The sequence below is a fragment of the Bacillus sp. SIMBA_031 genome (genome assembly GCF_046535225.1).
Classification (GTDB): Bacteria; Bacillota; Bacilli; order Bacillales; family Bacillaceae; genus Bacillus; species Bacillus velezensis.
The window spans coordinates 725,333-750,165 of the sequence record NZ_JAWRXC010000001.1 but is presented as its reverse complement, the minus strand read 5'-3'; the positions used below and the strand labels follow the sequence as shown (position 1 = coordinate 750,165).

26 protein-coding genes are annotated in these 24,833 nt (G+C 45.9%); all 26 read right to left on the bottom strand.

What is annotated here, in order from left to right:
• Nucleotides 1-37: 37 nt before the first annotated feature.
• Nucleotides 38-814 (bottom strand): flagellar basal body rod protein FlgG, encoded by a 777-nt coding sequence (gene flgG, locus SB724_RS03740; protein ID WP_007409783.1) that lies wholly within the window; start codon nucleotides 812-814, stop codon nucleotides 38-40.
• Between the two features lie 24 nt (nucleotides 815-838).
• Nucleotides 839-1,279: a flagellar hook assembly protein FlgD gene (gene flgD / locus SB724_RS03735; protein WP_007409782.1), complete on the bottom strand. Its 441-nt coding sequence runs from the start codon at nucleotides 1,277-1,279 to the stop codon at nucleotides 839-841.
• The gene (locus SB724_RS03730) at nucleotides 1,280-2,623 is read right to left on the bottom strand and encodes a flagellar hook-length control protein FliK (RefSeq protein WP_265971951.1); all 1,344 of its coding nucleotides are present in this window, start codon (nucleotides 2,621-2,623) and stop codon (nucleotides 1,280-1,282) included.
• Nucleotides 2,624-2,629: 6 nt separating this feature from the next.
• Nucleotides 2,630-3,244 (bottom strand): MotE family protein, encoded by a 615-nt coding sequence (locus tag SB724_RS03725; RefSeq protein WP_015388236.1) that lies wholly within the window; start codon nucleotides 3,242-3,244, stop codon nucleotides 2,630-2,632.
• A gap of 11 nt (nucleotides 3,245-3,255) precedes the next feature.
• A complete protein-coding gene (gene fliJ / locus SB724_RS03720) occupies nucleotides 3,256-3,699 on the bottom strand; it encodes a flagellar export protein FliJ (RefSeq protein WP_032874893.1) in 444 nt (147 codons plus the stop codon).
• Nucleotides 3,700-3,704: 5 nt separating this feature from the next.
• Nucleotides 3,705-5,021, bottom strand: a complete 1,317-nt coding sequence (gene fliI, locus SB724_RS03715) for a flagellar protein export ATPase FliI (protein ID WP_101669538.1) — start codon at nucleotides 5,019-5,021, stop codon at nucleotides 3,705-3,707.
• Nucleotides 5,018-5,773 (bottom strand): flagellar assembly protein FliH, encoded by a 756-nt coding sequence (gene fliH, locus SB724_RS03710; RefSeq protein ID WP_335494971.1) that lies wholly within the window; start codon nucleotides 5,771-5,773, stop codon nucleotides 5,018-5,020. The genes fliI and fliH overlap by 4 nt, the downstream gene beginning before the upstream one ends.
• Nucleotides 5,766-6,782 carry a flagellar motor switch protein FliG gene (gene fliG / locus SB724_RS03705; RefSeq protein WP_003154256.1) on the bottom strand — a complete coding sequence of 339 codons (1,017 nt, stop codon included), beginning with the start codon at nucleotides 6,780-6,782 and terminating at the stop codon, nucleotides 5,766-5,768. Before fliG ends, fliH begins: the two co-directional genes overlap by 8 nt.
• Before the next feature lie 12 nt (nucleotides 6,783-6,794).
• Complete coding sequence (gene fliF, locus SB724_RS03700; RefSeq protein ID WP_038458010.1) at nucleotides 6,795-8,405, bottom strand: flagellar basal-body MS-ring/collar protein FliF; 1,611 nt, start codon at nucleotides 8,403-8,405, stop codon at nucleotides 6,795-6,797.
• Between the two features lie 42 nt (nucleotides 8,406-8,447).
• Entirely contained in the window at nucleotides 8,448-8,768 is a 321-nt protein-coding gene (gene fliE, locus SB724_RS03695; protein ID WP_007409777.1) for a flagellar hook-basal body complex protein FliE, read from the bottom strand.
• A gap of 10 nt (nucleotides 8,769-8,778) precedes the next feature.
• Nucleotides 8,779-9,231, bottom strand: a complete 453-nt coding sequence (flgC, locus tag SB724_RS03690; protein WP_007409776.1) for a flagellar basal body rod protein FlgC — start codon at nucleotides 9,229-9,231, stop codon at nucleotides 8,779-8,781.
• Nucleotides 9,231-9,620: a flagellar basal body rod protein FlgB gene (gene flgB, locus SB724_RS03685; protein ID WP_003154260.1), complete on the bottom strand. Its 390-nt coding sequence runs from the start codon at nucleotides 9,618-9,620 to the stop codon at nucleotides 9,231-9,233. The genes flgC and flgB overlap by 1 nt, the downstream gene beginning before the upstream one ends.
• 353 nt (nucleotides 9,621-9,973) lie before the next feature.
• Nucleotides 9,974-10,753, bottom strand: a complete 780-nt coding sequence (codY, locus tag SB724_RS03680) for a GTP-sensing pleiotropic transcriptional regulator CodY (RefSeq protein WP_003154263.1) — start codon at nucleotides 10,751-10,753, stop codon at nucleotides 9,974-9,976.
• Nucleotides 10,754-10,790: 37 nt separating this feature from the next.
• Nucleotides 10,791-12,194 carry an ATP-dependent protease ATPase subunit HslU gene (gene hslU, locus SB724_RS03675; protein ID WP_007611413.1) on the bottom strand — a complete coding sequence of 468 codons (1,404 nt, stop codon included), beginning with the start codon at nucleotides 12,192-12,194 and terminating at the stop codon, nucleotides 10,791-10,793.
• 16 nt (nucleotides 12,195-12,210) lie between these two features.
• Nucleotides 12,211-12,756: an ATP-dependent protease subunit HslV gene (gene hslV, locus SB724_RS03670; protein WP_014417767.1), complete on the bottom strand. Its 546-nt coding sequence runs from the start codon at nucleotides 12,754-12,756 to the stop codon at nucleotides 12,211-12,213.
• 15 nt (nucleotides 12,757-12,771) lie between these two features.
• On the bottom strand, nucleotides 12,772-13,689 hold the full coding sequence (xerC, locus tag SB724_RS03665) for a tyrosine recombinase XerC (protein ID WP_007409774.1): 918 nt from the start codon (nucleotides 13,687-13,689) through the stop codon (nucleotides 12,772-12,774).
• 69 nt (nucleotides 13,690-13,758) lie between these two features.
• Nucleotides 13,759-15,066, bottom strand: coding sequence for an FADH(2)-oxidizing methylenetetrahydrofolate--tRNA-(uracil(54)-C(5))-methyltransferase TrmFO (gene trmFO, locus SB724_RS03660; RefSeq protein ID WP_265971959.1), 1,308 nt, complete (start codon nucleotides 15,064-15,066; stop codon nucleotides 13,759-13,761).
• 64 nt (nucleotides 15,067-15,130) lie between these two features.
• On the bottom strand, nucleotides 15,131-17,206 hold the full coding sequence (gene topA, locus SB724_RS03655) for a type I DNA topoisomerase (RefSeq protein WP_285001868.1): 2,076 nt from the start codon (nucleotides 17,204-17,206) through the stop codon (nucleotides 15,131-15,133).
• Nucleotides 17,207-17,387: 181 nt separating this feature from the next.
• A complete protein-coding gene (gene dprA / locus SB724_RS03650) occupies nucleotides 17,388-18,287 on the bottom strand; it encodes a DNA-processing protein DprA (RefSeq protein ID WP_265971961.1) in 900 nt (299 codons plus the stop codon).
• A 65-nt stretch (nucleotides 18,288-18,352) separates the two neighbouring features.
• Nucleotides 18,353-19,255, bottom strand: coding sequence for a succinate--CoA ligase subunit alpha (gene sucD / locus SB724_RS03645; RefSeq protein ID WP_003154281.1), 903 nt, complete (start codon nucleotides 19,253-19,255; stop codon nucleotides 18,353-18,355).
• 28 nt (nucleotides 19,256-19,283) lie between these two features.
• A complete protein-coding gene (sucC, locus tag SB724_RS03640; RefSeq protein WP_003154283.1) occupies nucleotides 19,284-20,441 on the bottom strand; it encodes an ADP-forming succinate--CoA ligase subunit beta in 1,158 nt (385 codons plus the stop codon).
• Nucleotides 20,442-20,615: 174 nt separating this feature from the next.
• The gene (locus tag SB724_RS03635; protein WP_014417762.1) at nucleotides 20,616-20,897 is read right to left on the bottom strand and encodes a FlhB-like flagellar biosynthesis protein; all 282 of its coding nucleotides are present in this window, start codon (nucleotides 20,895-20,897) and stop codon (nucleotides 20,616-20,618) included.
• Nucleotides 20,894-22,597, bottom strand: a complete 1,704-nt coding sequence (locus SB724_RS03630; protein WP_410570122.1) for a glycosyl transferase — start codon at nucleotides 22,595-22,597, stop codon at nucleotides 20,894-20,896. Before SB724_RS03630 ends, SB724_RS03635 begins: the two co-directional genes overlap by 4 nt.
• Before the next feature lie 16 nt (nucleotides 22,598-22,613).
• Nucleotides 22,614-23,381, bottom strand: a complete 768-nt coding sequence (locus SB724_RS03625; RefSeq protein ID WP_007611398.1) for a ribonuclease HII — start codon at nucleotides 23,379-23,381, stop codon at nucleotides 22,614-22,616.
• Nucleotides 23,382-23,453: 72 nt separating this feature from the next.
• Nucleotides 23,454-24,302 carry a ribosome biogenesis GTPase YlqF gene (gene ylqF / locus SB724_RS03620; RefSeq protein ID WP_007611396.1) on the bottom strand — a complete coding sequence of 283 codons (849 nt, stop codon included), beginning with the start codon at nucleotides 24,300-24,302 and terminating at the stop codon, nucleotides 23,454-23,456.
• 142 nt (nucleotides 24,303-24,444) lie between these two features.
• The gene (rplS, locus tag SB724_RS03615) at nucleotides 24,445-24,792 is read right to left on the bottom strand and encodes a 50S ribosomal protein L19 (protein WP_003154288.1); all 348 of its coding nucleotides are present in this window, start codon (nucleotides 24,790-24,792) and stop codon (nucleotides 24,445-24,447) included.
• Nucleotides 24,793-24,833: the final 41 nt, after the last annotated feature.

The window sequence follows — 24,833 nt, the reverse complement described above, 5'->3', positions numbered from 1 at the left end:
AATCCGGAGAAGCGGCCTAACCGCCTCTCCTCCCTCCTTACCGTTTCAGATTAACCAGCTCCTGAAGGATTTCATCTGAAGTCGTAATGATTTTTGAGTTTGATTGGAAACCGCGCTGAGCAACGATCATTTCGGTAAATTCATCTGTCAGATCTACGTTTGACATTTCAAGATAGCCTGCCAAAAGCTTACCCGTTCCGTTTTCGCCCGGAGTGGTGACTGCGCTCGCAGCTCCTGAACTTAATGATTCTCTGTAAAGGTTGCCTCCGATTTTTTCCAGACCGGCGCTGTTAGGGAACGTGACCAGACCGATTTGTCCGGCATCATGAACCTCATCCCCTGCATCAGTGTATGTAACCGTTCCGTCTGCACCGATGCTGTAATCTTTCGCATCAGTCGGAATATTGATTTTGCCGCCGCCGATTTTTTCAAGGTAGTACCCGTCAGTCGTAACAAGGTTCCCTTGATTGTCCTTTCCGAAATTCCCCGCACGTGTGTAAACAATTCCCGCGCCTGTATTAATCTGAAAGTATCCGTCTCCGTCAATGGCTAGGTCGGTTTTATTCTGTGTAGCCTGCGGGGCGCCGGTTGAATGAACGACATCAATGGAAGAAGTCGCGGCACCTAAGCCGATTTGTTTTGAATTGGTCACGTTTGAACCGCCGGCGACTGTCTGGCTGATCATATCTTTAAATGTAACGCGGCTTTTCTTAAATCCCACTGTGTTGACGTTGGCGATGTTATTGCCGATTACATCTAGTTTTGTCTGAAAGTTTTTCATGCCGCTGATACCGGAATATAATGAACGTAACATGTTAAATTCCCCCTGGGTTTCTTTTTATTTAGATGTTTCGCTGACGGCCGTGACATTCCACGGACTGACCTCTTTGCCATTTTCAAGCACGAGCACGTAATTGCCGTTTGAATGCTTGACTGAATTGACCGGGCTTGTCTGATCCTTCCCGTCGCTGTCGCTGAATGTGACATTTTTACCGATCCAGTTCACATACATCGTAAACGGATCTTGATTTTCTACAAATTTAGTCATCGTCGTATTCATATTCATCATTTGCTCCAATGAAGAAAATGTCGCCATCTGGCTGATGAATTCTTTGTCATCAACCGGATTGAGCGGGTCCTGGTTTTGAACCTGTGTCATTAAGATCTTAAGAAATTCGTCTTTTCCTAAATTCGTGCTGCTGTTTACTGCGGAGGTGCTCTTCGCGCTTGAAGTGGTTGAAGCGCCCGCCGCGGCATAATCCGAGTTTACTGATGTCAACTATTCTTCCTCCATTTCATTGAGAGAAAGCTCCTCCAGCATATCTCCGAAATCGCCTGACTGCTGCTGGTTCTTCTGCTCTCTCTGTCCCTGATGCTGCTGTTTATTGTGATCGGCCGTCTGCCCGTAAACAGGCTGCTGATCCCCGCTTTGAAGCGGGACTGTAAAACGGTCGACCTGGACCGACATATTCGGAAGCGACTGTTTCAGCTGAGGAAGATGCTGTTCCAGCAGCTCTTTCGCGGACTGGCTGGATGCGATTATTTTGCTTTGAAACATCCCGTTTTCGTTTGTCACCTTAATTGTGACAAATCCGAGGTTCTCGGGATTAAGACGAATCGTAAAGCTTCCGGTTGTTTTCCCGAAAGGCGTGTATTTCATCTGTTTCCAGCCGCTGATGACCTGATCCGTTAACGGTTTATTTTCTGCCGGCTGCTGTTCAGCTCCTGCGGACGTTTGCTGAATGCCGGCAAGGCTTCTCGTTCCCGAAAACAGGATATGTGCAGACAATTTGCTGTCAGGCGCCTTTGCGTGAGAAACCGTGCCGCCGTTTTGCTGTTCTGTTTTTCCGGCTGACTCTTGGGATGATTCAGATGATTGAGATAACACAAAAGCTTTCAGCTCAGTTTCAGCCATATCCCATTCCTTTGTTCCCTTTTGAGAAAGGCCCGCAAGCTGCTCCGCGACGCTTTGAAAGCTCTTCAGCTCAGCGGCTGTCATGGAGTAAAGTTTAGATGCAGATTCGTTTTTCGGAAAAAATGTCTGCCGCAGGTCTTGAATCACGCGGTCCGGAACGCCTTGTTTTTTCAATGCCTCTAATAAACGGGCGCCTTCCTGGTAAACCGCCTTTGCCTGCGCGCTGTCAGGCAGTTCCTGCTGAGATGTGAAGAGCTGGGATACGGCTTCATGAATGAAAAGCAGACCCTTCTCAAGCGCATCCTTGACGGAATCCCCGTCTTTTGCGGAAGAATCCGGCTCATCCGTTTCGGGCTTCGCCCCATGCTGTTTTCCCGCTAACATGTCTTCAACAGATTCGGCAAGCTGTTTCAATAAAGGAAGAGCTGTTTCAGCCGTCTGCTTTCCTTCAAGAGCTTTTACCGCCTCAAGCAGCTGTTTTAGCTGCAATTCTTTATCTTCCGGGCCGGCTTTCAGCCAATCACCGATTTTCGATAGAGCATCATTCAGCTCTGCGTCACTTGTTTTTGTTTCATCTCCGGGCTGCCGGGGAGAAGTGATTTCCGACAGGAGCCAGTTATGAAATAGACCTAAGCTGTTTACATTCATCTTCACATTGCTGTTTTGCGCAGCCTGCGTACGATTACCCGTTAATTCAAGCAGCCTCAACTTACATCACTCCTTATTTCCGTCAGCGGATAGTTTTTCTGTATATTTAGCCGCTTGTTCAGGAGTCATTTTCGTCAAGATTTCAGCAAGCTGCTTTTTACTTAATCCGTTTAAAATATCGAGGGCTTCTTTTTCTTTCAGCTTTACGATAATGCTTGCCGCTTTACCGCTGTCCATACTTTTATAGATGTTGATCATCTTATCTTTTCCGGCTGAATCCGAAGCGTCTTTTTTCGTTTCATCCGTCTTCGTTTTCTGCTGCTGTTCAGCTTCCTGTTTCAGTGAACGGATTTTCTGATTCAGATTATCGATTTCGGACTTGCTTGTGTCTAAATCTTTATTCAAAATGTTAATTTCACTTTTTTGTTCCTTTATGGTCTTTTCAAGAGAAGCCGTTCTGTCTTCCTTCTGCTTTTCCGCCGCGCTTTTCATTTCTTTCGTTTCGGGAACCAATTCTTTTAAAACAGGCGTTTTAGCGGCTGTTTCCTGAATCGGCTTCATCACATCAACGCCGGCAGCCCAAAGGATGATGCTTGCGACGATGATCAGAAAAATCAGCGGGATCATGATAAAAAGCAGGATTGAACCGAACTTTCCAGATCTCTTTTCTTTATCGGCCATTTCATTCGCTCCTAATGCCCCTGAATCATAAACTGCTTGATTGAAATGTCGTCCATTTCCCTCATCTCTGCAGCTTTGTCTTCAAGTGCGAACATATTAAATTGTTTTTCCCGCATTTTTTCAAATTTCTTTACTTCAATGTTTTTTTCGGTGAGCTGTTCCTGCTTCTCATTCATTTCATTTCGTTTCATGATGACAAGCTTTTGATAATGATAGATGGTGTTCTCAAGATTGGAAACGAAGTGCTGATAATGTCTCATTTCCTGAACGCTCATCCCGCATTTCAGCTTTGATTCTTTGTCTTTTTCGAGCAATTCTTTTTTGCTCATATTTTCATATAGTTTTTCAGCCACTGTCTCAAATTCAGAAACCGATTGTCTGTATTCAGTCAATGTTTGGTCTTTTTCATTTTCTTTTAATTCCAGCAGCTTTTGAAATCTGAATTGGTATGCCACGATGTTTATTCCTCTTTTCCTGTCAGACTCGTCAATGCCGCAATGCTGTCTTCCAATTGAGCGGGTTCTTCCGTTCCTTGTTTTAAAAATTGAATAAGCTGCGGATAAAACTGAATCGCTTCATCAATTTCTCTTGATGATCCTCTTTTGTAAGCTCCGATATTAATGAGATCTTCAGAGTTTTGATAAGTTGACAGAAGATCGCGGAATTTGTTGGCCGCCTCTATATGCGATGTGTCTGAAATATTAGACATGACCCTGCTGATGCTTTTCAGGATGTTCACGGCCGGGAACTGCCCTTTGTTGGCAAGCGCCCGATCGAGAACGATATGCCCGTCTAATATTCCGCGCACCGTATCGGCAATCGGTTCGTTCATGTCATCTCCGTCTACGAGAACCGTATAAAAAGCGGTTATCGTTCCTTGTTCATTCGCGCCCGTTCTTTCCAGCAAACGGGGCAAAATAGCGAACACAGAAGGTGTATATCCTTTTGTTGTCGGCGGTTCTCCCGCTGCCAGGCCGATTTCCCGCTGAGCCATCGCGACCCTCGTGACAGAGTCCATCATGAACATCACATTCCGGCCTTTATCGCGGAAGTACTCTGCAATGGCGGTGGCCGTATACGCCGCTTTCAAACGCATTAAGGCAGGCTGATCAGAGGTCGCGACTACGACTATCGAGCGTTTCAGTCCTTCTTCGCCTAAATCCTTCTCGATGAATTCACGCACCTCGCGCCCCCGTTCACCGACGAGTGCGATAATGTTTAAATCAGCTTCAGTCTGCTTCGCGATCATTCCCATCAGGGTGCTTTTTCCGACTCCGCTTCCGGCAAAAATCCCGATTCTCTGCCCTTTTCCTACCGTCAGCAGACTGTCAATCGATCTGACGCCGACACCCATCTTTTCCCGTATCGGCGGGCGTTTCATCGGGTTTGGCGGCGGCTGTTCCGTCGAAACGGGGGACAAACCTTTCGGAAGCGCCCGGCCGTCAAGAGGTTCGCCGAACGCGTCGACAACCTGTCCGATTAAACCCGCGCCTACTTTGATGCGGAGCGACTCGCCAGTGGCCTCCACAATGCTGCCCGGCGCGATGCTGGCCGCTTCCAGATAAGGCATTAGCAGAATGTTTTCATCCTGGAAGCCTACAACCTCAGCTTTAATTGCTTTTTTCGTATGGCCTTTCGGATAAATGAGACAAACATCTCCGATTGAGCTTTCGGGCCCTTTTGATTCAATCATCAGCCCGATGACCCGTTTAACCTTGCCGTAGCGTTTGTACGGATCCGCTGTTTCAATTGAGTCTATTAAATACTGTGTCTTCATTGCTCCGCTCCCGCCTCAAGCGCCGTTAAAAGTTTTTGCTTTAATTGCATCAGCTGGGTGTCTACGCCTGCATCAACACGTCCGAACGGAGTTTCTATCGAGCACGTTCCCTTCGCGGCTTTTTCATCGGCATATAAGCTTAATCTGCATTCTTTGTATAACAGCTGCTGAATTTCGTCCATATGCTGATGAACCGTCTCATAATATTCAGGGTCCACATAGATGGAGATGTCATCATAATCTTTTACTTCGGCTACTACCTGTTTGACCAGCAGAAGGAAAGCCTCTTTATCATCACTTTTTTGCCGCCATACTTTTTTAGCGAGCGCAACGGAAAGCTCAATAATTTCTTCCTCAGCGCTTTCCAGTTTTTCCTCGACTGACTGTCTCGCCATTTCCATAACGGCATTGGCCCGGCTGATGAGATTAGCGTATTCAGCTTGAGCCTCGGCTTTTCCCAATGCCATGCCTTCTTCATATCCTTCTGCCTTTGCTTCTTCTATCAATCTTTGTTTTTCTTCCGCCCAGCGGTTTTTCTCTTCTTCAATCTGCCGAAGAGTGTGCTCAAATTGATTTTTCGCTTCTTCAGACACCCTGTCGGCTTCTGCTTTGGCAAAAGCCATGAGAGCCTCTGGATTTTCGGGTTCCTCCCGGTCTGGCTGGGAATGTGTTTTCCTGACTTCCTGCAAGGAAAGCTTGCGCCGTTTTTGTTCAGGAGAAAATGATGATTGCTGTTTAATGATATTAGACAATAATATCGTCTCCTCCGCCTCGCGCGATTACAATTTCACCGGCTTCTTCCAGCTTGCGGACGACGCCCACGATTCTTGATTGCGCCTCTTCCACATCACGCAAACGCACAGGCCCCATAATTTCCATTTCCTCTTTAAACGTTTCAACCATACGCTGTGACATATTGCTGAAGACGATTTCTTTGACTTCCTCGCTCGCAACCTTCAATGAAAGCAGGAGGTCGTCGTTTTCAACGTCTCTGATCACGCGCTGAATCGCACGGTTATCAAGGGTGACAATATCTTCAAAGACAAACATCCGTTTTTTGATTTCATCCGCCAACTCAGGATCTTGGATTTCTAATGAATCAAGGATCGTTTTTTCCGTTCCTCTGTCTACGCCGTTTAACACTTCAACAACGGCTTCTATGCCGCCGGTCTGCGTATAATCCTGCGTAAAGGAGGAGGACAGCTTTTGTTCAAGGACCCGCTCCACTTCATTTATGATTTCAGGAGACGTTCTGTCCATAACCGCAATCCTTCTTGCCACCTCAGCCTGAACGTCCGGGTTCAGCTCAGACAAAATCTGTCCGGCCTGCACCGGGTCAAGGTAGGATAAAATCAGCGCCATCGTTTGCGGATGTTCCTGCTGAATGAAATTTAAAATCTGTTCGGGTTCCGCTTTTCTCGCAAAATCAAACGGCTTTACCTGCAAAGAAGAGGTGAGCCTGTTTAAAATGCTTACCGCTTTGTCTTCTCCGAGCGCTTTTTCAAGCACTTGGCGGGCGTAATTTAAACCGCCTTGTGAAATATAGTCCTGAGCGATTGCGATATTATGAAACTCTTCAATGATTTCATCTTTTCTTTGATGATCGACGCTTCTGACTCCCGAAATCTCGAGTGTCAATCTTTCAATTTCTTCTTCAGACAAATGCTTGTATACAGAAGCTGATACATCAAGGCCTAAGGAAATCATGAGGATGGCTGCTTTTTGTTTTCCTGTAAGCTTGTTCTGATCACGTTTCGCCATTTTCCATTCCCCCTAATCCTCGTCCAGCCAGCTTCGAAGCAATTTAGCAAAGTCTTCCGGTTTTTCTTTAGCCATTTTTTCAAGCTGTTTTCGTCTGACTGTTTCTTCCGTTTCAATTTTCTCTTCGTTGATATCAGGCAATCGAACCGGCTCCGGCGGTGTTTCATATTCATATTCTTCGTATTCATCCTCTTGTGAGCGTTTCTTTCTGATGAGGAGAATAATAAGCAGAATAATGGCCGCAAGCAGTACGCCGCCTGTAATGTATACCCAGATCGGAAGACCTGAAGATTGTGCCGAATCTGTGTTCAAGCTTGTTTTTCCGTCAAACGGCTGAACGGATACAACGATTTTATTGTTGATATCATTGTCTGTCAGGTTTTGATTTTGCGTTTCGTTTTTATCAAGAGACGTTCTGACGACCGTTCCTAAAATCTTCTGTATATCAGCCTGTCTCTGTGCTGATAAGGAAGCGGCATTTTTCGGATTAGGCGGCTCCACCATGACCTGAATGCCTAAATCACGCACTTTATACGGGCTTTCAGCGATTTCTTTATGAATGCGGTTGACTTCATAGTTGATTTTATTGCTGCTTTTTTCGTAGTCCCCGCTGTTTGAACCGCCGTTTGTCTCGGCATAGTTCGCGGTGTCATTGCTTCCCGTTCCGGCCGTGCCGCCGTTGGCCGCGCCGTCGCCTTTGTACGTTTCCGCAACTTTTTCGGCGCTTACCGCTATGCCTTCCATGTTATCTTTATCGACAGGTTCGACAGTGTCTTCAGTGCGTTTTTCCTTCGTGAAGTCAATATCCGCCGTTACGGAAACAACGACCTTATCTTGCCCCATCATTGTGCCGAGCAGTGACTGAACATGTTTTTGAACGTCCTTTTCGACCTGCGACTTAATACCTTGCTGAGAAGCATAACTGTCAGAAACGGCCCCTGCACCGCCGTCACTTTTGTCATAATATGTAGAATTTTGATCCATTATGACGATATTATCTTCTTTTAAGTTCGGAACACTTTTAGAAACGAGATGGTACAGCCCGTTGATCTGGTTTTGATCAAGCGAGTAGCCCGGTTTAATCTGCAAAACGATTGAAGCGGATGCTGCCGGCTGATCTTCACCGACGAACACGGCTTCTTTCGGCATATTGATCATGACCTTCGAGCTTTTAATACCGTCCATTTCATTTATCAGGTTTGACAATTCGGTCTGAGTCGCCTCAACCTTTAAAACGTCAAACTCATTATCTGTCAGGCCGAAGCCCGCATTTTGTCCGAAGAACGAATAATCAATTGATCCCGTTTTCGGCAGGCCTTCTGCGGCAAGCTGGACTTTAAGCGAATCCACTTGGCTCTCAGGAACCTTAATGACCGTGCCGCCGTCAGCAAGTTCAGAAGACACCTTTTTCGTATCGAGCTCTTCTTTAATCTTCCCCGCTTCTTCCGCGGACAAATCTTTATAAAGAGGCACCATCTTTTCAGACGAAGTAAAAATAATAACGACGATGAGTAAAATAATGAATGCGGCCAAGCCGCTTACCATGAGTATCTTCTGTGTTTTTGATCTGTTGTTCCAAAACGCTGCCGTTTTGGTTTTCATTTGCATTAGAGTACGATTCATGTTAACCCCCGGTCATTCCAGTCATTCTCTTCAATCTGACCACTACATCTGCATTCTCATGATTTCCTGATAGGCTTCCACGGCTTTATTGCGGAATTCGGTAGCGGCCGTCAGAGAAATATTTGCTTTTTGGGCAGCGATCATGACCTCGTCAAGGTTTACATCCTTTCCTGCAGCCAGTTCGTTCGTTATTTGGTCAGATTTTACTTGTGACTCATTTAACGAATCAATAGAGTTTTTTAAAAGCTCCGAAAAGCTTGTTTGGTTTGAAGAATCAGTTTTTTGAGTTTGGTTTAATTGATTCGTTACGTTTTGAGTGTTTTGGGTTTGTTGAAGCTGAAAAGGAGTAATAGCGTTAACCACTTACATCACCTTACTTTCCGATTTCTAAAGCCTTCAAAAGCATGCCTTTGGAGGCGTTTAATGCAGTTACGTTTGCTTCATATGATCTCGAGCTGCTGACAAGATCCACCATTTCCTTTAATGGATCTACATTTGGTTTTTGTACATATCCGTCTTTATTCGCATCAGGATTCTCCGGATCATAAACGAGATTAAAAGCGGACGGGTCTTCCGTAACACCAGATACCTTTACGCCACTTCCCGCGCTTCCTGTTCCGTTCATCTTGGAATGTAAAAGGGACGAAAATGATTCGCCTCCGGATTGGAGAGATACCAGCTTTCTTCTGTAAGGCACCCATTCGCCATTTACCTGCTTCGCTCTCGTTGTATCCATATTGGCCAGGTTGGACGATACGACGTCCATCCGGACACGCTGTGCAGTTAAAGCGGAACCCGAAATATTTAAGCTTTGAAAGCCACTCATTATTTTCCTCCTGTCAAGACGGTTTTCAGAGAATTGAATTTGCCGCTCATTCTTTCAACCAAAGCCTGATAATTAATTTGGTTTTCGGCTAAATCTGTCATTTCTTTGTCGATATCGACATTGTTTCCGTTTTGCTGGTACGATGTATCACTGCTGGACACGATAGAATAATCGTCCCCCGAACCCGTAAAGTCAACGTGCCGATAGTCGGTTTTTACAGCCTCAAGATTGGATGTTTCCTGATCTAACAAATTTCGGAAAGAGACTTTTTTTGCCTTGTAGTTCGGTGTATCTATATTGGCGATATTATTAGTTAAGACTTTTTGCTTAATGTCCGCTCTCCCCAAGGCATTCTCAAGATTTTGTATAGTTCCAGAAAATAAGTCCAAATCCACTTACCTCCATTTCAGATATTTTTCTCCTAAAAATCCTTGTCGAGAATTGTAAAACCATATGCTTATTGTAAGAAATAACAGGCTTAAAGTCTATGAAGTTAGGCTAAAAAAAAGTGCTCAATTGTATCTATTTTGCATGTGGGTATTAAGTCCTAGAATATTTGTACTACAAGGGTTTGTTTAATATTAGACTGAAAATAGCGGAATTTCTGTATCTTCCTCCTTTTTTCACACAGCAAGATGGATTATCTCAGATCAGATTCCAATAAGCAACTTTAAACTGCAACTTTTCACCTATTGTTCATAAAAAAAGCAGGACCCCCATTTTCAGGGATCCTGCTTTTGTCTTAATGAGATTTAAGGTTTTCCAATTCAATAAGGAATTTGTTGTTCAGAACTTTAATGTACGTCCCCTTCATTCCCAGTGATCTGGATTCAATGACGCCTGCGCTTTCCAGTTTTCTCAGCGCGTTAACGATTACTGAACGCGTAATGCCGACACGGTCCGCAATCTTACTTGCCACAAGCAAGCCTTCGTTTCCGTCAAGCTCTTCAAAGATATGCTCAATCGCTTCAAGTTCACTGTAAGACAGAGAACTGATCGCCATTTGAACAACCGCTTTGCTTCGCGCCTCTTCTTCGATTTCTTCCGCTTTTTCTCTTAAAATCTCCATTCCTACAACGGTTGCTCCGTATTCAGCAAGAATGAGATCATCATCTTCAAATTGATCCTGCAGACGGGACAGAATCAGCGTGCCCAGTCTCTCTCCTCCGCCGATGATCGGCACGATCGTTGTTAAGCCCGCTTGGAACAGGTCTCTGTTTTCTACAGGAAACGCCGTGTATTCGCTGTTGATATCAAGGTTTGAAGACGTCTCCGGAACATTGAACAGATTTCTCGTGTACTCTTCCGGGAACTGGCGGTCTTCAAGCATTTTTTTCATGCGGTCATTTTCAATCTGCTGATTAATAGAGTAGCCCAAAAGCTTTCCTCTGCGGCTGACGACGAAAATATTAGAATCAATGACGTCACGAAGCGTTTCAGCCATTTCTTTAAAGTTTACGGGTTTGCCTGCCGCAGCCTGCAGCATGCTGTTAATAATTCGTGTTTTTTGTAGTAAAGCCATGATAAATAATCCTCCTAGAATTCCTCTTATTAAATTTTCACAATATAAATTGACTTAGATCTTTGTTGTTTGCAATCGTTCCGAGCTTTTCTTCAACGTATTGCGGCGTGATAGCGACTTTTTCCATCGTCACGTCCGGCGCTTCAAACGACAGGTCTTCCAAGAGACGTTCCAATATCGTGTGAAGCCTTCTCGCTCCGATGTTGTCCGTATCCTGATTCACATGATAAGCTACTTCGGCGATCTTACGAATAGCTTCGTCAGAAAATTCAAGAGATATACCTTCTGTCTGCAATAAAGCCTGATATTGTTTTAACAGCGCGTTATCGGGTTCGACGAGAATCTTCACAAAATCATCTACTGTCAGCTTGCTCAATTCTACACGAATCGGAAAGCGGCCCTGCAGCTCCGGAATCAGATCAGACGGTTTGGCCATATGGAATGCCCCGGCTGCGATAAACAGCACGTGATCTGTTTTGACGGAGCCGTATTTCGTGACGACGGTAGATCCTTCGACAATCGGAAGGATATCTCTTTGAACGCCTTCTCTCGATACATCTGCTGAGGAAGAAGCCCCTCCGTTTTTTGCGATTTTATCTATTTCGTCAATAAAGATAATGCCGCCCTCTTCAGCTCTTAACACGGCCTCTTGGCCGACTTCATCCATATCGATTAATTTGCCTGCCTCTTCATTGGTCAGAACCTTCCTTGCTTCTCTGACCGTCATTTTGCGGCGTTTTTTCTTTTTTGGCACCAGATTGCTCAGCGCATCCTGCATATTCATGCCCATCTGCTCCATCCCGGAGCCTTGCAGCATGTCAAACATCGACGGCTGCTGCTCTTCCACCTCTACGGAGACGTAATGGTCTTCGAGCTCTCCCAATGCGAGCTGATGCGCCATGCGCTTTCTTTTCTCTTCAAGGCTTGCTTCTTCCTGCTGGTCGGCTTCATCATCATTTGCCGCCTGGCTTCCTCCGAAAAGCATTTCAAACGGATTTTTCACACCCGCTTGTTTTTTCTTGCCCGGAACGAGAAGCCGCACTATACGTTTGTTTGCATTTTCTTCAGCCTGTTCTTTCACTTCGCTGATTTTTTCTTCTTTAATGAGCCGAACGGATGTCTCAACGAGGTCTCTGACCATTGATTCGACATCTCTGCCTACATAGCCGACTTCTGTAAATTTTGTCGCTTCAATTTTTATAAATGGCGCACCGGTAAGCTTGGCGATCCGTCTGGCGATCTCTGTTTTCCCCACCCCGGTCGGGCCCATCATCAGGATGTTTTTGGGAACGATCTCGTCTCTCAGTTTTTCATCAAGAAGACTTCTGCGATAGCGGTTTCTTAATGCCACGGCGACAGCTTTTTTCGCATCCTGCTGTCCTACAATGTATTGATCCAACCGATCTACGATTTGTCTCGGTGTTAACGGTTTGTTTTCCATGCGCCTCAAGTCCTTTCTATTCAAGTTCTTCCAAAATGATCTGATCGTTTGTGTACACACAAATCTCGCCCGCGATTTTCAAAGCGGCTTTTGCAATATCTTTGGCGGACAGATTCTCTCCGGCATAGGTTTTCAGCGCTCTTCCTGCTGACAGGGCGTAGTTTCCGCCGGAGCCGATTGCCAAAATGCCGTCATCCGGCTCAATCACTTCACCTGTTCCCGATACGAGAAGCAAGGTATCCTGGTTCATGACAATCAGCATGGCTTCCAGCTTGCGCAGCACTTTATCGCTGCGCCATTCTTTCGCAAGCTCAACCGACGCACGTTTTAAATTGCCGTTGTATTCTTCAAGCTTCGCCTCAAACATTTCAAAAAGTGTGAAAGCGTCTGCAACAGATCCCGCAAATCCGGCCAGAACCTTTCCGTTAAACAGCTTTCTCACTTTTCTCGCGGTATGTTTCATGACTACAGCCTGACCGAATGTGACCTGGCCGTCTCCTGACATAGCGCTTTTCCCGTTATGCCGGACGGCAAAAATCGTTGTCGCATGAAAAGATGACATGAGAAGGGCCTCCTTTTAATTTTCTTTAAAAGCTCTCGGGTGGTGGGACATATATGTGTTTCTCAGCATTTCCTTCGATACATGCGTGTATATCTGCGTAGAAGACAGATTGGAATGGCCCAAAAGCTCCTGGACGCTTCTTAAATCAGCCCCTTCATTCAGCAGATGAGTCGCAAACGTGTGCCGAAGCATATGCGGGTGTATATGTAAAGTGCCGGATGCTTTTTTTACAAGCCCGCTTAAAATATACCGGATTCCTCTGGCGGTCAGCGGGCCGCCTCTTTGATTGACAAACAGCACATCATGAGGCTCTTTTGCTTTTTCAAGCAGGCACTGCCTTCCGCTGTTGATATACAGCTCCAGCGCATCACGGGCATATGAGCCGAACGGGATATAGCGCTGCTTCTTGCCTTTCCCGTGAACGAGCACCGTATCCATGAACAGGTCAAGATCGCCGACAGTGAGCGTACAGCACTCACTGACCCTCATTCCGGTCGCATAAAGAAGCTCAAGCAGGGCCTGATCGCGCATCCCTGACGGCTGACTTCTGTCTGAAACAGCGAATAGTTCCTCAAGTTCTTTTTCATAAAGAAACTTCGGAATCCGTTTCTCTTGTTTCGGCAGATGAACAAGCTGAAACGGATTCTCTTCAACAAGCTTTTCCCTCATTAAAAATTTATAGAAGCTTCTCAAAGCTGAAATTTTCTTGCTGATTGTTTTTCTTGACAGGCCTTTTTCATAAGCCTCTGTCAAAAATATTCTCACATCATGATATGCAGCTTCTTTCATTCCATTTATATTTTGAGCATGCAGAAACATCCCAAATTCTTCAATCGAATTAACATAATTCACAATAGTATATTGTGAATAATTTTTTTCAATTTGTAAATATTCAACGAATAACTTTAAAAAAAAGTTAACATTCTCAGTCATTATGAAGACCTCCCTCTCCGAAGGGCTTTTAAATGGTATCATATAATGCATCGAAGTTGCAATGAAAAGCTATATCGTTTTCGAAATAGTTTGAATAGTTCCAATTGCGCGTTTAGCGTATTCTTCATTTCGTTCTTTTTTGTTTTTAATTTTTACAGGCAATTCTTTTAAGAGGCCGAAGTTTGCATTCATCGGCTGGAAGTTCTTCTGATTTGTCGTCGTAATGTAGTGAGCCATGCTTCCGATCGCCGTCTCCTGCGGGAATGTCACAAGATCCTGACCGAGCACAAGTTTGGCGGCATTGATTCCCGCTACAAGACCTGAAGCGGCAGATTCAACATAACCCTCTACGCCGGTCATTTGGCCCGCGAAAAACAGATCGTTCCGCTGTTTAAATTGATATGTCGGGTTCAAAAGGCTCGGCGAGTTGATAAATGTGTTTCTGTGCATGACGCCGTATCTGACGATATCAACATTTTCAAGGCCGGGGATCAGTTTAAGCACTTCTTTTTGGTCTCCCCATTTTAAATGTGTCTGAAAACCTACAATATTATAAAGCGTTCCCGCCGCATCATCCTGTCTGAGCTGAACGACTGCATAAGGGCGCTTGCCTGTTTTCGGATCTTCCAGTCCGACCGGTTTCATCGGTCCGAACAGCATCGTTTTCTTGCCTCTTTTCGCCATGACTTCAATCGGCATGCAGCCTTCAAAGAAGATTTCTTTTTCGAATTCTTTTAAAGGTACCGTCTCAGCCGTCGTCAATGCTTCATAGAAACGGTCGAACTCTTCCTCTGTCATCGGGCAGTTTAAGTACGCCGCTTCTCCCTTGTCATAACGGGATTTTAAGTACACTTTCTCCATATCAAGGCTGTCTTTTTCGACAATCGGCGCCGCCGCGTCATAAAAATACAGATACTCTTCTCCCGTGAGCTCTTTCAGCTGCTGTGAAAGCGATTCTGACGTAAGCGGTCCGGTCGCGATAACAGTCGGGCCTTCCGGAATCTCTGTTACTTCCTCAGTAAGAACCGTTACGTTCGGATGGTTTTTCACGAGATCCGTCACGCTTTGCGCAAATTCATGACGGTCAACGGCAAGCGCTCCTCCGGCCGGAACCGAGCATTTATCAGCAGATTGAATGATTGCCGAGTCAAGCGCCCGCATTTCTTCCTTTAATACGCCTACCGCATTGGCGAGTGTATTTGAACGGAGGGAGTTGCTGCATACCAGTTCGGCGAATTTATCAGTATGATGGGCTGCCGTCTGCCTGACAGGCCGCATTTCATATAGTTTCACTTGAATTCCTCGTTTTGCAAGCTGCCATGCCGCTTCACTTCCGGCAAGGCCTGCTCCGATTACATTAACTGTTTGCTGGTTCATTTCTTTTCATCTCCTGTTGTTTGTCCCTTCCACACAAAGAAGGTGAGCAAGGCTCTGCTCACCGCTACTTCTGTGGTTCTTCCTTATAATCGCATTCGACGCATTGGACTTGTATCCCTTTTTTAAGCTTTTTCTCTACGAGCATATTTTCACATTTCGGGCATTTTCGTTCAATCGGTTTGTCCCAAGATACGAAGTCGCATTCAGGATAACGGTCACAGCCGTAAAAGACGCGTTTCTTTTTTGATTTTCGTTCGACAATGTTTCCTTCATGGCACTTAGGGCATTTTACGCCGATTTGTTTGACAATCGGTTTTGTATTCCGGCAGTCAGGGAAGTTGGAGCACGCCATAAATTTGCCGTATCGGCCCATTTTATAAACCATCCGGGAGCCGCATAACTCACAATCTTCATCGGCGTATTCAGGTTCAATTTCCACTTCTTTCATTTCGGCTTCCGCTTTTTTCACGCGTTTTTCGAAATCAGTATAGAAGCTGTCAATGATTTGAACCCATTCTGTCTGGCCATCTTCAACATGGTCAAGGTCTCTTTCCATCTTAGCCGTGAATTCAACGTTAATGATTTCCGGGAAAAACTCCATGATAAGATCCAGCACGATCTGCCCAAGCTCAGTCGGCACAAACCGTTTATTGTCTAATCCCACGTAACCGCGGCGCTGGATGGTGTCAAGAGTCGGCGCATATGTCGAAGGACGGCCGATCCCCAGTTCTTCAAGCGTTTTAACCAGGCGCGCCTCTGTATAACGCGGAGGCGGCTGAGTAAAGTGCTGCTCAGGCTCAATATCTTTCGATAAAACCGTGTCTCCCTCTTTAAGGTCCGGAAGCATGCGGTCTTTTTCTTCCAGCTGATCGTCTTTACCCTCTACATAGACTTTCATGAAGCCGGCGAATTTGACTTTACTTCCGTTTGCCCGGAATGTCAATCCGTTATTGCTGAGATCGACGCTCATCGTATCAAGGACGGCAGGCGCCATCTGGCTTGCAACAAAGCGCTCCCAAATCAGCTTATATAATCTGAGCTGGTCTCTTCCAAGCACCGCTTTTAAGTCGGCAGGTTTTCTGAGCACCGAAGTCGGGCGGATCGCTTCGTGGGCATCTTGAGCGTTTTCATTTTTCTTTGCCGGTTTCCGTTTTCCCGCTAAGTACTCTTTTCCGTACGCCTGATCAATAAAAGCTGACGCTTCTTCAACGGCTGTATTGGAAATCCGCGTTGAGTCCGTTCTCATATACGTGATGAGCCCGACTGTCCCTTCTTTGCCGAGATCAATTCCTTCATATAATTGCTGCGCGATCATCATCGTTTTCTTCGCCCTGAAATTCAGCTTTCTTGCAGCCTCCTGCTGCAGAGTGGACGTTGTAAACGGCAGAGCGGGATTTCGTTTGCGCTCTTTTTTCGTAACCTTGTCAACTGTATACTTATTGCCTTTCAGCTGAGCAAGGATGGCTTTTACGTCTTCTTCGCTTTTTAAAGGAAGCTTTTTGCCGTTTTTTCCGAAAAATCCGGCTTCAAACGTCTCTTTTCCTTTTAAAAATGAGCCGGTAATCGTCCAGTACTCTTCAGGTTTAAAGTCATTGATTTCCTTTTCCCGGTCGATGATCAGCCGGAGCGCAACGGATTGCACACGGCCCGCACTGAGGCCTTTTTTTACTTTTTTCCAAAGAATCGGGCTGATTTTGTATCCGACAAGTCTGTCTAATATGCGGCGCGCCTGCTGCGCATCGACAAGATCCATATTAATCATGCGCGGATGTTTAAATGATTCTTTAATGGCGTCTTTCGTTATTTCATTAAAGACGACCCGGCAGTCCGAGCTGAGATCCAGATCAAGGCTGTGTGCGAGATGCCATGCAATCGCTTCCCCTTCTCTGTCGGGGTCGGCCGCGAGATAGACTTTTTTTGCTTTCTTTGCCGCTGTTTTTAATTCTTTTAAAACAGGGCCTTTTCCGCGGATCGTAATATATTTCGGTTCAAAGTTCTGTTCGATGTCAACTCCCATTTGACTTTTCGGAAGATCCCGGACATGTCCCATTGAAGCTTTGACTTTATATTTCTTCCCTAAATAACGTTCAATCGTTTTCGCCTTTGCCGGCGATTCCACGATGACTAGATAATCAGACATTTTCATCCCCCTCAAGAGGTGTTCTCTCTCTTTTCAAGTATCAATTTATTTTAGAGCTGCCTTTTTATGGCTTTCAACATTCCATTCTTTATGATGAACGTCATTTTATACATGAAAATAATGTGCAACTTTAAATCCTCACTATTATTAAATATTACAATACCGTTTGTCAAACGATATTTCAAAAGGGTTCCGTATACTGAACGCATCGGGCGGTCAGCTCTCCGTCAATATCCTCTGCGCATAATACAGCTTTCGCCCCTTCTTGAATGAGTTTTATAGGTCCTCCGGAATATGGATTAAATATGGAACCCGGAACGGCAAATACCTCTCTGCCTTGATCGAGAGCCTGGTAAGCTGTGATTAATGAACCGCTTTTTTCTTTTCCCTGCACGACCACAATCCCTTCACTTAGTCCGCTGATTATGCGGTTTCTCATCGGAAAGTGCCATTTTTTCGGCTTTGTTTCAGGAGGATGTTCTGAGAGTAGGAGATGGTGTTCAGCCATGTATTCTGCTAACAGGAGATTTTCCCGGGGATAGATGTGATGGAATCCGCCGGCTATCACGCCGATCGTAAGCCCTTTTGCCCTGATGCTCGCCTTATGAGACAATCCGTCTATACCGGATGCAAGCCCGCTTACAATGACCCAGCCTTTTTTTGAGAGTTCGGCGGAAAGATGCCCAACCGCTTTTATTCCGTCTTCCGTCGGTTTCCGCGTTCCTACAATCCCGATTTTTCTGCCTTTTTCAAGAAGCAGCGTGTTCCCTTTTGCATACAAGACAGCCGGCGGATCATAAATCGCTTTAAGCCATGTTGGATAGCGGCTTGATGAAATCGGAATGACAGTAATGCCTTCGCGGCGGTAATCGGACAGAACTTCATCAAGTTCCGAATTCTTGCGCTTTATTTCCCGAAAAATTGCTTCCGGGGCTGTTTTCCCTTCTGATAAAACAGTTAATGGATGCGGATCCGGTAAAAAAGACAGAGAGTGATCAGCTTTCCACCATTTTAATAGAAGAGACGGGGAAATGATTTGATTAATACTGCAGACCATTAAACAGCGCGATGCTTGATCCAAATCTGGAAACCTCCTCTTTTTTTCAGCAAAAACAGGAACAGCCGTTACGGCTGCCCCTGCTTCGATCAGTGCGTTTTGCACGTTTCAAATAAGCCTTTTTCTTTTAACACCTTAATCAGCGTTTCACCCATTACAGAAGGGGTTTCCGCGACTTCAATTCCGCAGGCGTTCATCGTTTTGACTTTTTCTTCTGCCGTGCCTTTTCCTCCGGAGATGATGGCGCCCGCATGGCCCATGCGTTTTCCCGGAGGCGCGGTTTTACCGCCGATAAAGCCGACAACAGGCTTCGTCATGTTCGCTTTCACCCACTCAGCCGCTTCTTCTTCAGCTGTGCCGCCGATTTCTCCGATCATGATGACGGCATGTGTTTCTGGATCTTCATTGAACGCTTTTAACACGTCAATAAAGTTCGTGCCGTTGACCGGATCGCCGCCGATCCCTACAGCGGTAGATTGGCCTACGCCGGCTTCTGAAAGCTGATGGACGGCCTCGTATGTTAATGTTCCTGAACGGGATACAACGCCTACATGACCCTTTTTATGAATGTATCCCGGCATAATGCCGATCTTGCATTCTTCAGGTGTAATAACACCCGGGCAGTTCGGCCCTATTAATCTCGTTTTCTTGCCTTCCATAAAGCGCTTCACTTTCACCATGTCCAAAACCGGAATGTGCTCAGTGATACAAATGACAAGATCAATTTCCGCGTCAACCGCTTCCATAATTGCGTCCGCCGCAAACGGAGCCGGAACGTAAATAACTGACGCATCAGCGCCCGTTGTATGAACCGCTTCTGCGACCGTATTGAATACCGGTACGCCTTCCGCTTCCGTTCCGCCTTTTCCAGGTGTTACACCGCCAACGATATTCGTGCCGTATTCCAGCATCTGCTTTGTATGAAATAAAGCGGTAGAACCTGTAATCCCCTGTACAATAACTCTTGTATCTTTATTGATAAAAACACTCATTATCTGGTCCCCTGCCTTTCATTCTTTCCTAAACTAAGGATACGATTTTCTGTGCGCCGTCTGCCATTGATTCCGCAGATGTGATGTTTAAGCCTGATTCATTCAGGATTTTCTTTCCTAAATCTACGTTTGTCCCTTCAAGGCGCACGACCAGCGGCAATGTCAATCCGACTTGTCTCGTCGCTTCAACAACGCCCTCGGCGATGACATCACACTTCATGATGCCTCCGAAAATATTAACGAAAATTCCTTTTACGTTTTGATCGGAAAGAATGATTTTAAAAGCTTCCGTAACTTTTTCTGCGGTTGCGCCGCCCCCGACATCAAGGAAGTTTGCAGGTTCTCCGCCGTAGTGTTTAATGATATCCATTGTAGACATTGCAAGACCCGCGCCGTTTACCATACAGCCGATATTTCCATCAAGGGAAATGTAGCTTAAATCGTATTTTGACGCTTCGATTTCTTTCGGATCTTCTTCATCTAAATCTCTGTATTCCATAATGTCTTTTTGTCTGTATAACGCATTGCTGTCGAAGTTCAGCTTAGCATCCAGCGCCATGACGTTTCCATCCCCCGTAACGACGAGAGGGTTGATCTCGGCGATGGAGCAGTCCTTCTCAACAAATGCTTTATATAAACCGAGCATAAATTTAGCGGCTTTGCCGACAAGCTCTTTCGGGATGTTAATTGCGAATGCAATTTCCCTGGCCTGATAGCCCTGAAGGCCGACAGCCGGATCAATTACCGCTTTTTTGATTTTTTCAGGTGTTTTTTCCGCTACTTCTTCAATCTCCGTTCCGCCTTCTTCAGACGCCATTAAAACGATTCTTGAAGTAGCGCGGTCAAGTACAAGCCCGACATAGTATTCCTTTTTAATATCGCAGCCTTCTTCAATAAGTAAGCGTTTTATTACTTGTCCGTCCGGACCCGTTTGATGTGTGACGAGCGTCTTGCCTAACAGTTCTTCGGCATACTCTTTCACTTCATCTTTTGTTTTTGCAATCTTTACCCCACCAGCTTTGCCGCGGCCGCCAGCATGGATTTGCGCCTTTACGACATAAACCGAGCTTGACAGGCTCTCTGCTTTTTCAACTGCTTCCTCTGCTGTAAAAGCCACTTTACCTTCAGGAACAGACACCCCGTATTTTCTGAGGACTTCTTTTCCCTGGTACTCATGGATATTCATTTCCCATCCTCCTAACTTATGTAGCAAAACTAAAAATAGACTGCGCTTTCATTCTATATAATACTGGAAGAATTGTCTAGGGTTCAAAACAAAATCTTTATATCCTTCCAAACATTCTAACTTTTATTTTATTGAAAATATAAATTTAAACGGAGTCCGGGAAATGAATGGTCCTTATTTTTCGTTTTTCAGGGTTTCGTCCAGTCTGTAAACAAATGAAAAAATTTCGGCAACGGTTTCATAAAGCGCCTCCGGTATCTGATCGTCAACCGTCAAATGGCGCATTAATTCGACAAGGGTTCTGTCTTCCTGAATGGGGACCCCAGCCTTCTCAGCTTCTTTTATAATATTTTCCGCCACGTGCCCCCTGCCTGTTGCGACAACCTTCGGGACTTGGTCTTTCTGCCGGTCGTAATGCAGGGCGACAGCTCTTCTTAACGGCGTTTGCTCTTTCATATTTTCACATCCACTTTTCTTCCGCCGTCTTTTTCTATAAACTCTTCCACAAGAGCGCTCTGGTCTTTCGGGCGCCGTTTTTTAGACGTGACGCCTGACAGGCTGAAGCCTGTTTCTTTTACGGCTTCTTTTAAAGCCGGTACGAGAGGGTCGATGGCCGCCTGAAGCTCAAAATCAGTCTCAACCGTAATGGTCATTACATTTTGCTGAATCATGCAGTCCACAACGGTTTCTTGCAGTGTTTCAAGATGCAGCAAAAACAGGAGCCTGCAATGTGACGGATCGAGTTTTCCGTCCGGCTTCTTCCGTCCTTTAAAGAGAACTGTGATATCATTCTCATACGCGGACGCTCCCAGCGGAAATGACAGCACCATCTGCGTAAAAGAAGGGTTATGCTGCTCAATAAACAGCTGGCCGTTTAATTTATGAATAAGCGGTTCCGCCTCTTGTTTAACGGATTGGGGCGCTTCTTGAAGCGTCCGGACGGCTTGGAGGGCTGTTTTCAGCGCTTGTTTCTCCGGCTGCGGAGACACGCCTTTTTCAAGCGCTGTAATGAATGATAATTCATCACGGGTGCCCAGTCCTTTTTTGATTTTCTGCAAAAGGCTTAATACATCATGTTTTTCCGCATATTTCAATTCGGTGAGCTGAACGGCTTTTTCGAAAACAGCCGCCTCCTGTTCTGTCAGATGTGCGTTTTGAAGAACAGGTGTTGTTTTCAATGTTCTTTCTTGAGAAATGAAAGCCTTAATGATCTCCGCCGTTACTTTTACGGGACGGTTTTCAGTTTCTTCTGCCGATGTCATTAATTTCTCTATAATCTGTTTTGCCGTTTTTTCAGGCAGTTCCGGATTTGTCCGTGCACTCGGAGGAGAAGGTTGGCTTGAGACTGCCTTTTCGTTTTCACGAGTCTCTCGGACAAATGGTGATTGTTTTGATTCCGTCCGTTCTCCTTCATCCATCAGCCCTGTTTCTGAGATCGGCATGCGTGCAGCCTCGGCAAGCTTCTTCAAGAGACGTTCTGCATGTAGATCCGTTTCCGCGTTTAACACGTCAGAAACCGCCTCTTTGAGCACAGACAGCTCTTTTGCCGATTGCGGAGCCTGATTGATTGCCTGAAGCAGTCCTGAGAGGAGGCGCCGGGTCGGAACCGGATATTTAACGGCATGAATGGCTGACAAGACTTCCGGATGTGCGGGCAGTTCCCGTTTCAGCGCAAATACGATTGTTTCCGCCGCTTTTTTCAATTCGGCGGCCGGAAGCGATTCAGCCCAGCGGATACAGGCTTTGAGGCTGTTTTCCGTCATGGGCAGCTTCTGCTGCATAAATGTTTCGGCAATCTTCAGAGACACAGGGCCTGGTTTGACGGAAAGAGCGTTTAACAGTCTTCCCGCCGCTTCCTGAACGGTTTTCGGGCTTCCTTCGAATTGGTCGATGACATGAAGCCGGCCCGTTTTTTCCGCCGGCTGTTTGTCATAAGAAAACCAGTAATACGCCTGCGGACGAAGGGCGGTTTCAAGTTTTCCCTGCATCGTCCGGCCGCCGATTTGGATAAGAGCGCTTTGATCGTCCAGCAAACGGAGAACCTTCCCTAACAGCAGCCTTTGAGCGCCGCTGTCTTTACCGCCGTCTTGCCGGTCCTGAGGGATTTCCGCCGTCAGCTGTCTGAAAGCCGCTTGGATTTCGCCGCTTATGTTCATGTCTTAAGCCTCTTTTCTAACAATAAGATTGAACGGGAGCGAACGTTTTTCGGTGAATAGTTGTCGGTCCGTATGCCTGAAGAGCTTCAAGATGTTCTTTCGTTCCGTAGCCTTTATTTTTTTCAAAGCCGTACATGGGATAGGTTTTGGCGTACTCAGCCATGAGACGGTCCCGCGTTACTTTTGCTATGCAGGCTCCGGCGGCAATTGACACGCTTTTGGCATCCCCTTTTATAACTGATGACTGCGGAATGTCAAGCGGAAGGGTCATGGCATCAACAAGCAGATAATCAGGTGTTTCCGTTAAAGCATTGACGGCTTTTACCATCGCCAGTCTCGCAGCCTCATAAATGTTGATCCGGTCAATGACGTCCGCATGGACAATGCCGACTCCTACAGCCGCCGCTTCTTCCGTGATCCGGCTGTAATACTCCTCGAGCTTCTTTTCCGACAATTTCTTCGAGTCCGTGAGACCGAGAATCTCGCATTCTGCCGGCAAAATGACGGCGCCGGCGACAACCGGTCCGGCAAGCGGCCCTCTTCCGGCTTCGTCAACACCCGCAATCAGGCGGAAGCCCTTTTTGGATGACAGTCTTTCGTATGCCGTCATGTTCAGCCATTGCTCTTTAAGAGCTTTTTCCTTCGCGTGCTTTTTCAGCCATTGCTCTAAAAGCGTCTGTACGCTTTTTCTCGGGTCTTTCTCACATTGGGCAAGGAAGGGGTCGCTTTCGTCCCTGACCTCTTGCAGGCGTTCTTTTACGCTTTTTACGGTTAATGTATTCACGTTCTCTTCTCCCTTACATTATGTATATCGGTATTCTGCGGAAAAAATAAAGACCCGCATCGCTGCGCGTCTTTATTCTGATGGTGTTTCAAATGAAAGCCTGCCGAATTTTTCCGTCCGGATGTCCCGAATGATGACTTCCGTTGTTTTATCATAGTCAACCATTCCGCCGCCCATCAAACAGCCGCGTTTTTCACCGATCGCGTCGAAAAGAGCGGCGATATCCTCAGGGATTTCCTGAAGTCCGTAGCGCTCCTTCAAGCGGTCGGGATAATGCTCTTCCAGAAAGCGCAGCCCGAAGACGGCCACATCCTGCAGGTTGATAATCGTATCTTTAATCGCCCCGGTGATCGCCAGGCGCAAGCCGACAAGCTCATCTTCAAATTTAGGCCATAAAATTCCCGGTGTATCGAGCAGCTCTAATTCCTTGCCTACCTTTACCCACTGCTGTGAAGTGGTAATGCCGGGCCTGTCTCCCGTCTTGGCAATGTTTTTCTTGGCCAGCCGGTTAATGAGAGTAGACTTGCCGACATTCGGAATGCCGATGATTAATGCGCGGATTGCTCTTGGCCTAATGCCTTTTGCTTTCATTTTATCGAACTTATCTTTCAGCAGCTCTTTTGAGGACGGCACGATTTGATGCAGTCCCTGCCCGTTAACGGAGTTTATTGAAAGAGAGGGAATGCCCTGTTCCTGAAAGTGGTCCTTCCACTGGGCAGTCACAGCCGCATCCGCCTTATCGGCTTTATTTAAAAGCATAATGCGCGGCTTATTTTTTAAAATCTCCTCAATCATCGGATTTCTCGATGACATCGGGATTCTCGCATCCACCAATTCGTATACGATATCAATTAATTTCAGTTTTTCTGTTACTTCCCGTCTCGCTTTAGCCATATGGCCTGGGAACCATTGAATGGTCATGTGACTTCGACACCTGCCTTATTTACCGGAACCGGATGTTCCGATGATCTCTTATGTATTTTACGTTGCTTGTTCTGCTTTTACAAATTTCATATAAAAAAAGAGCCTGTTACGGGTAACAAGCTCTTTTCGTTCGTTATCATTATCGTCTGATTTCTTTAATACGAGCCGCTTTTCCGCGAAGTTCACGCAGGTAGTAAAGCTTAGCGCGACGTACTTTACCGTAACGTACAACTTCGATTTTCGCGATTTTTGGTGTGTGTACAGGGAATGTACGTTCAACGCCAACACCGTAAGAAATCTTACGAACTGTGAACGTTTCGCTGATTCCACCACCACGACGCTTGATCACAACACCTTCGAAGATCTGGATACGCTCACGGTTACCCTCAACAACTTTTACGTGTACACGTAAAGTGTCACCAGGACGGAACGCAGGAAGATCAGTGCGAAGCTGTTCTTTTGTGATATCTTGAATTAGTTTTTGCATCGTTTTCAACTCCTTCCAACAGATGCTCTTGGCCACAACTG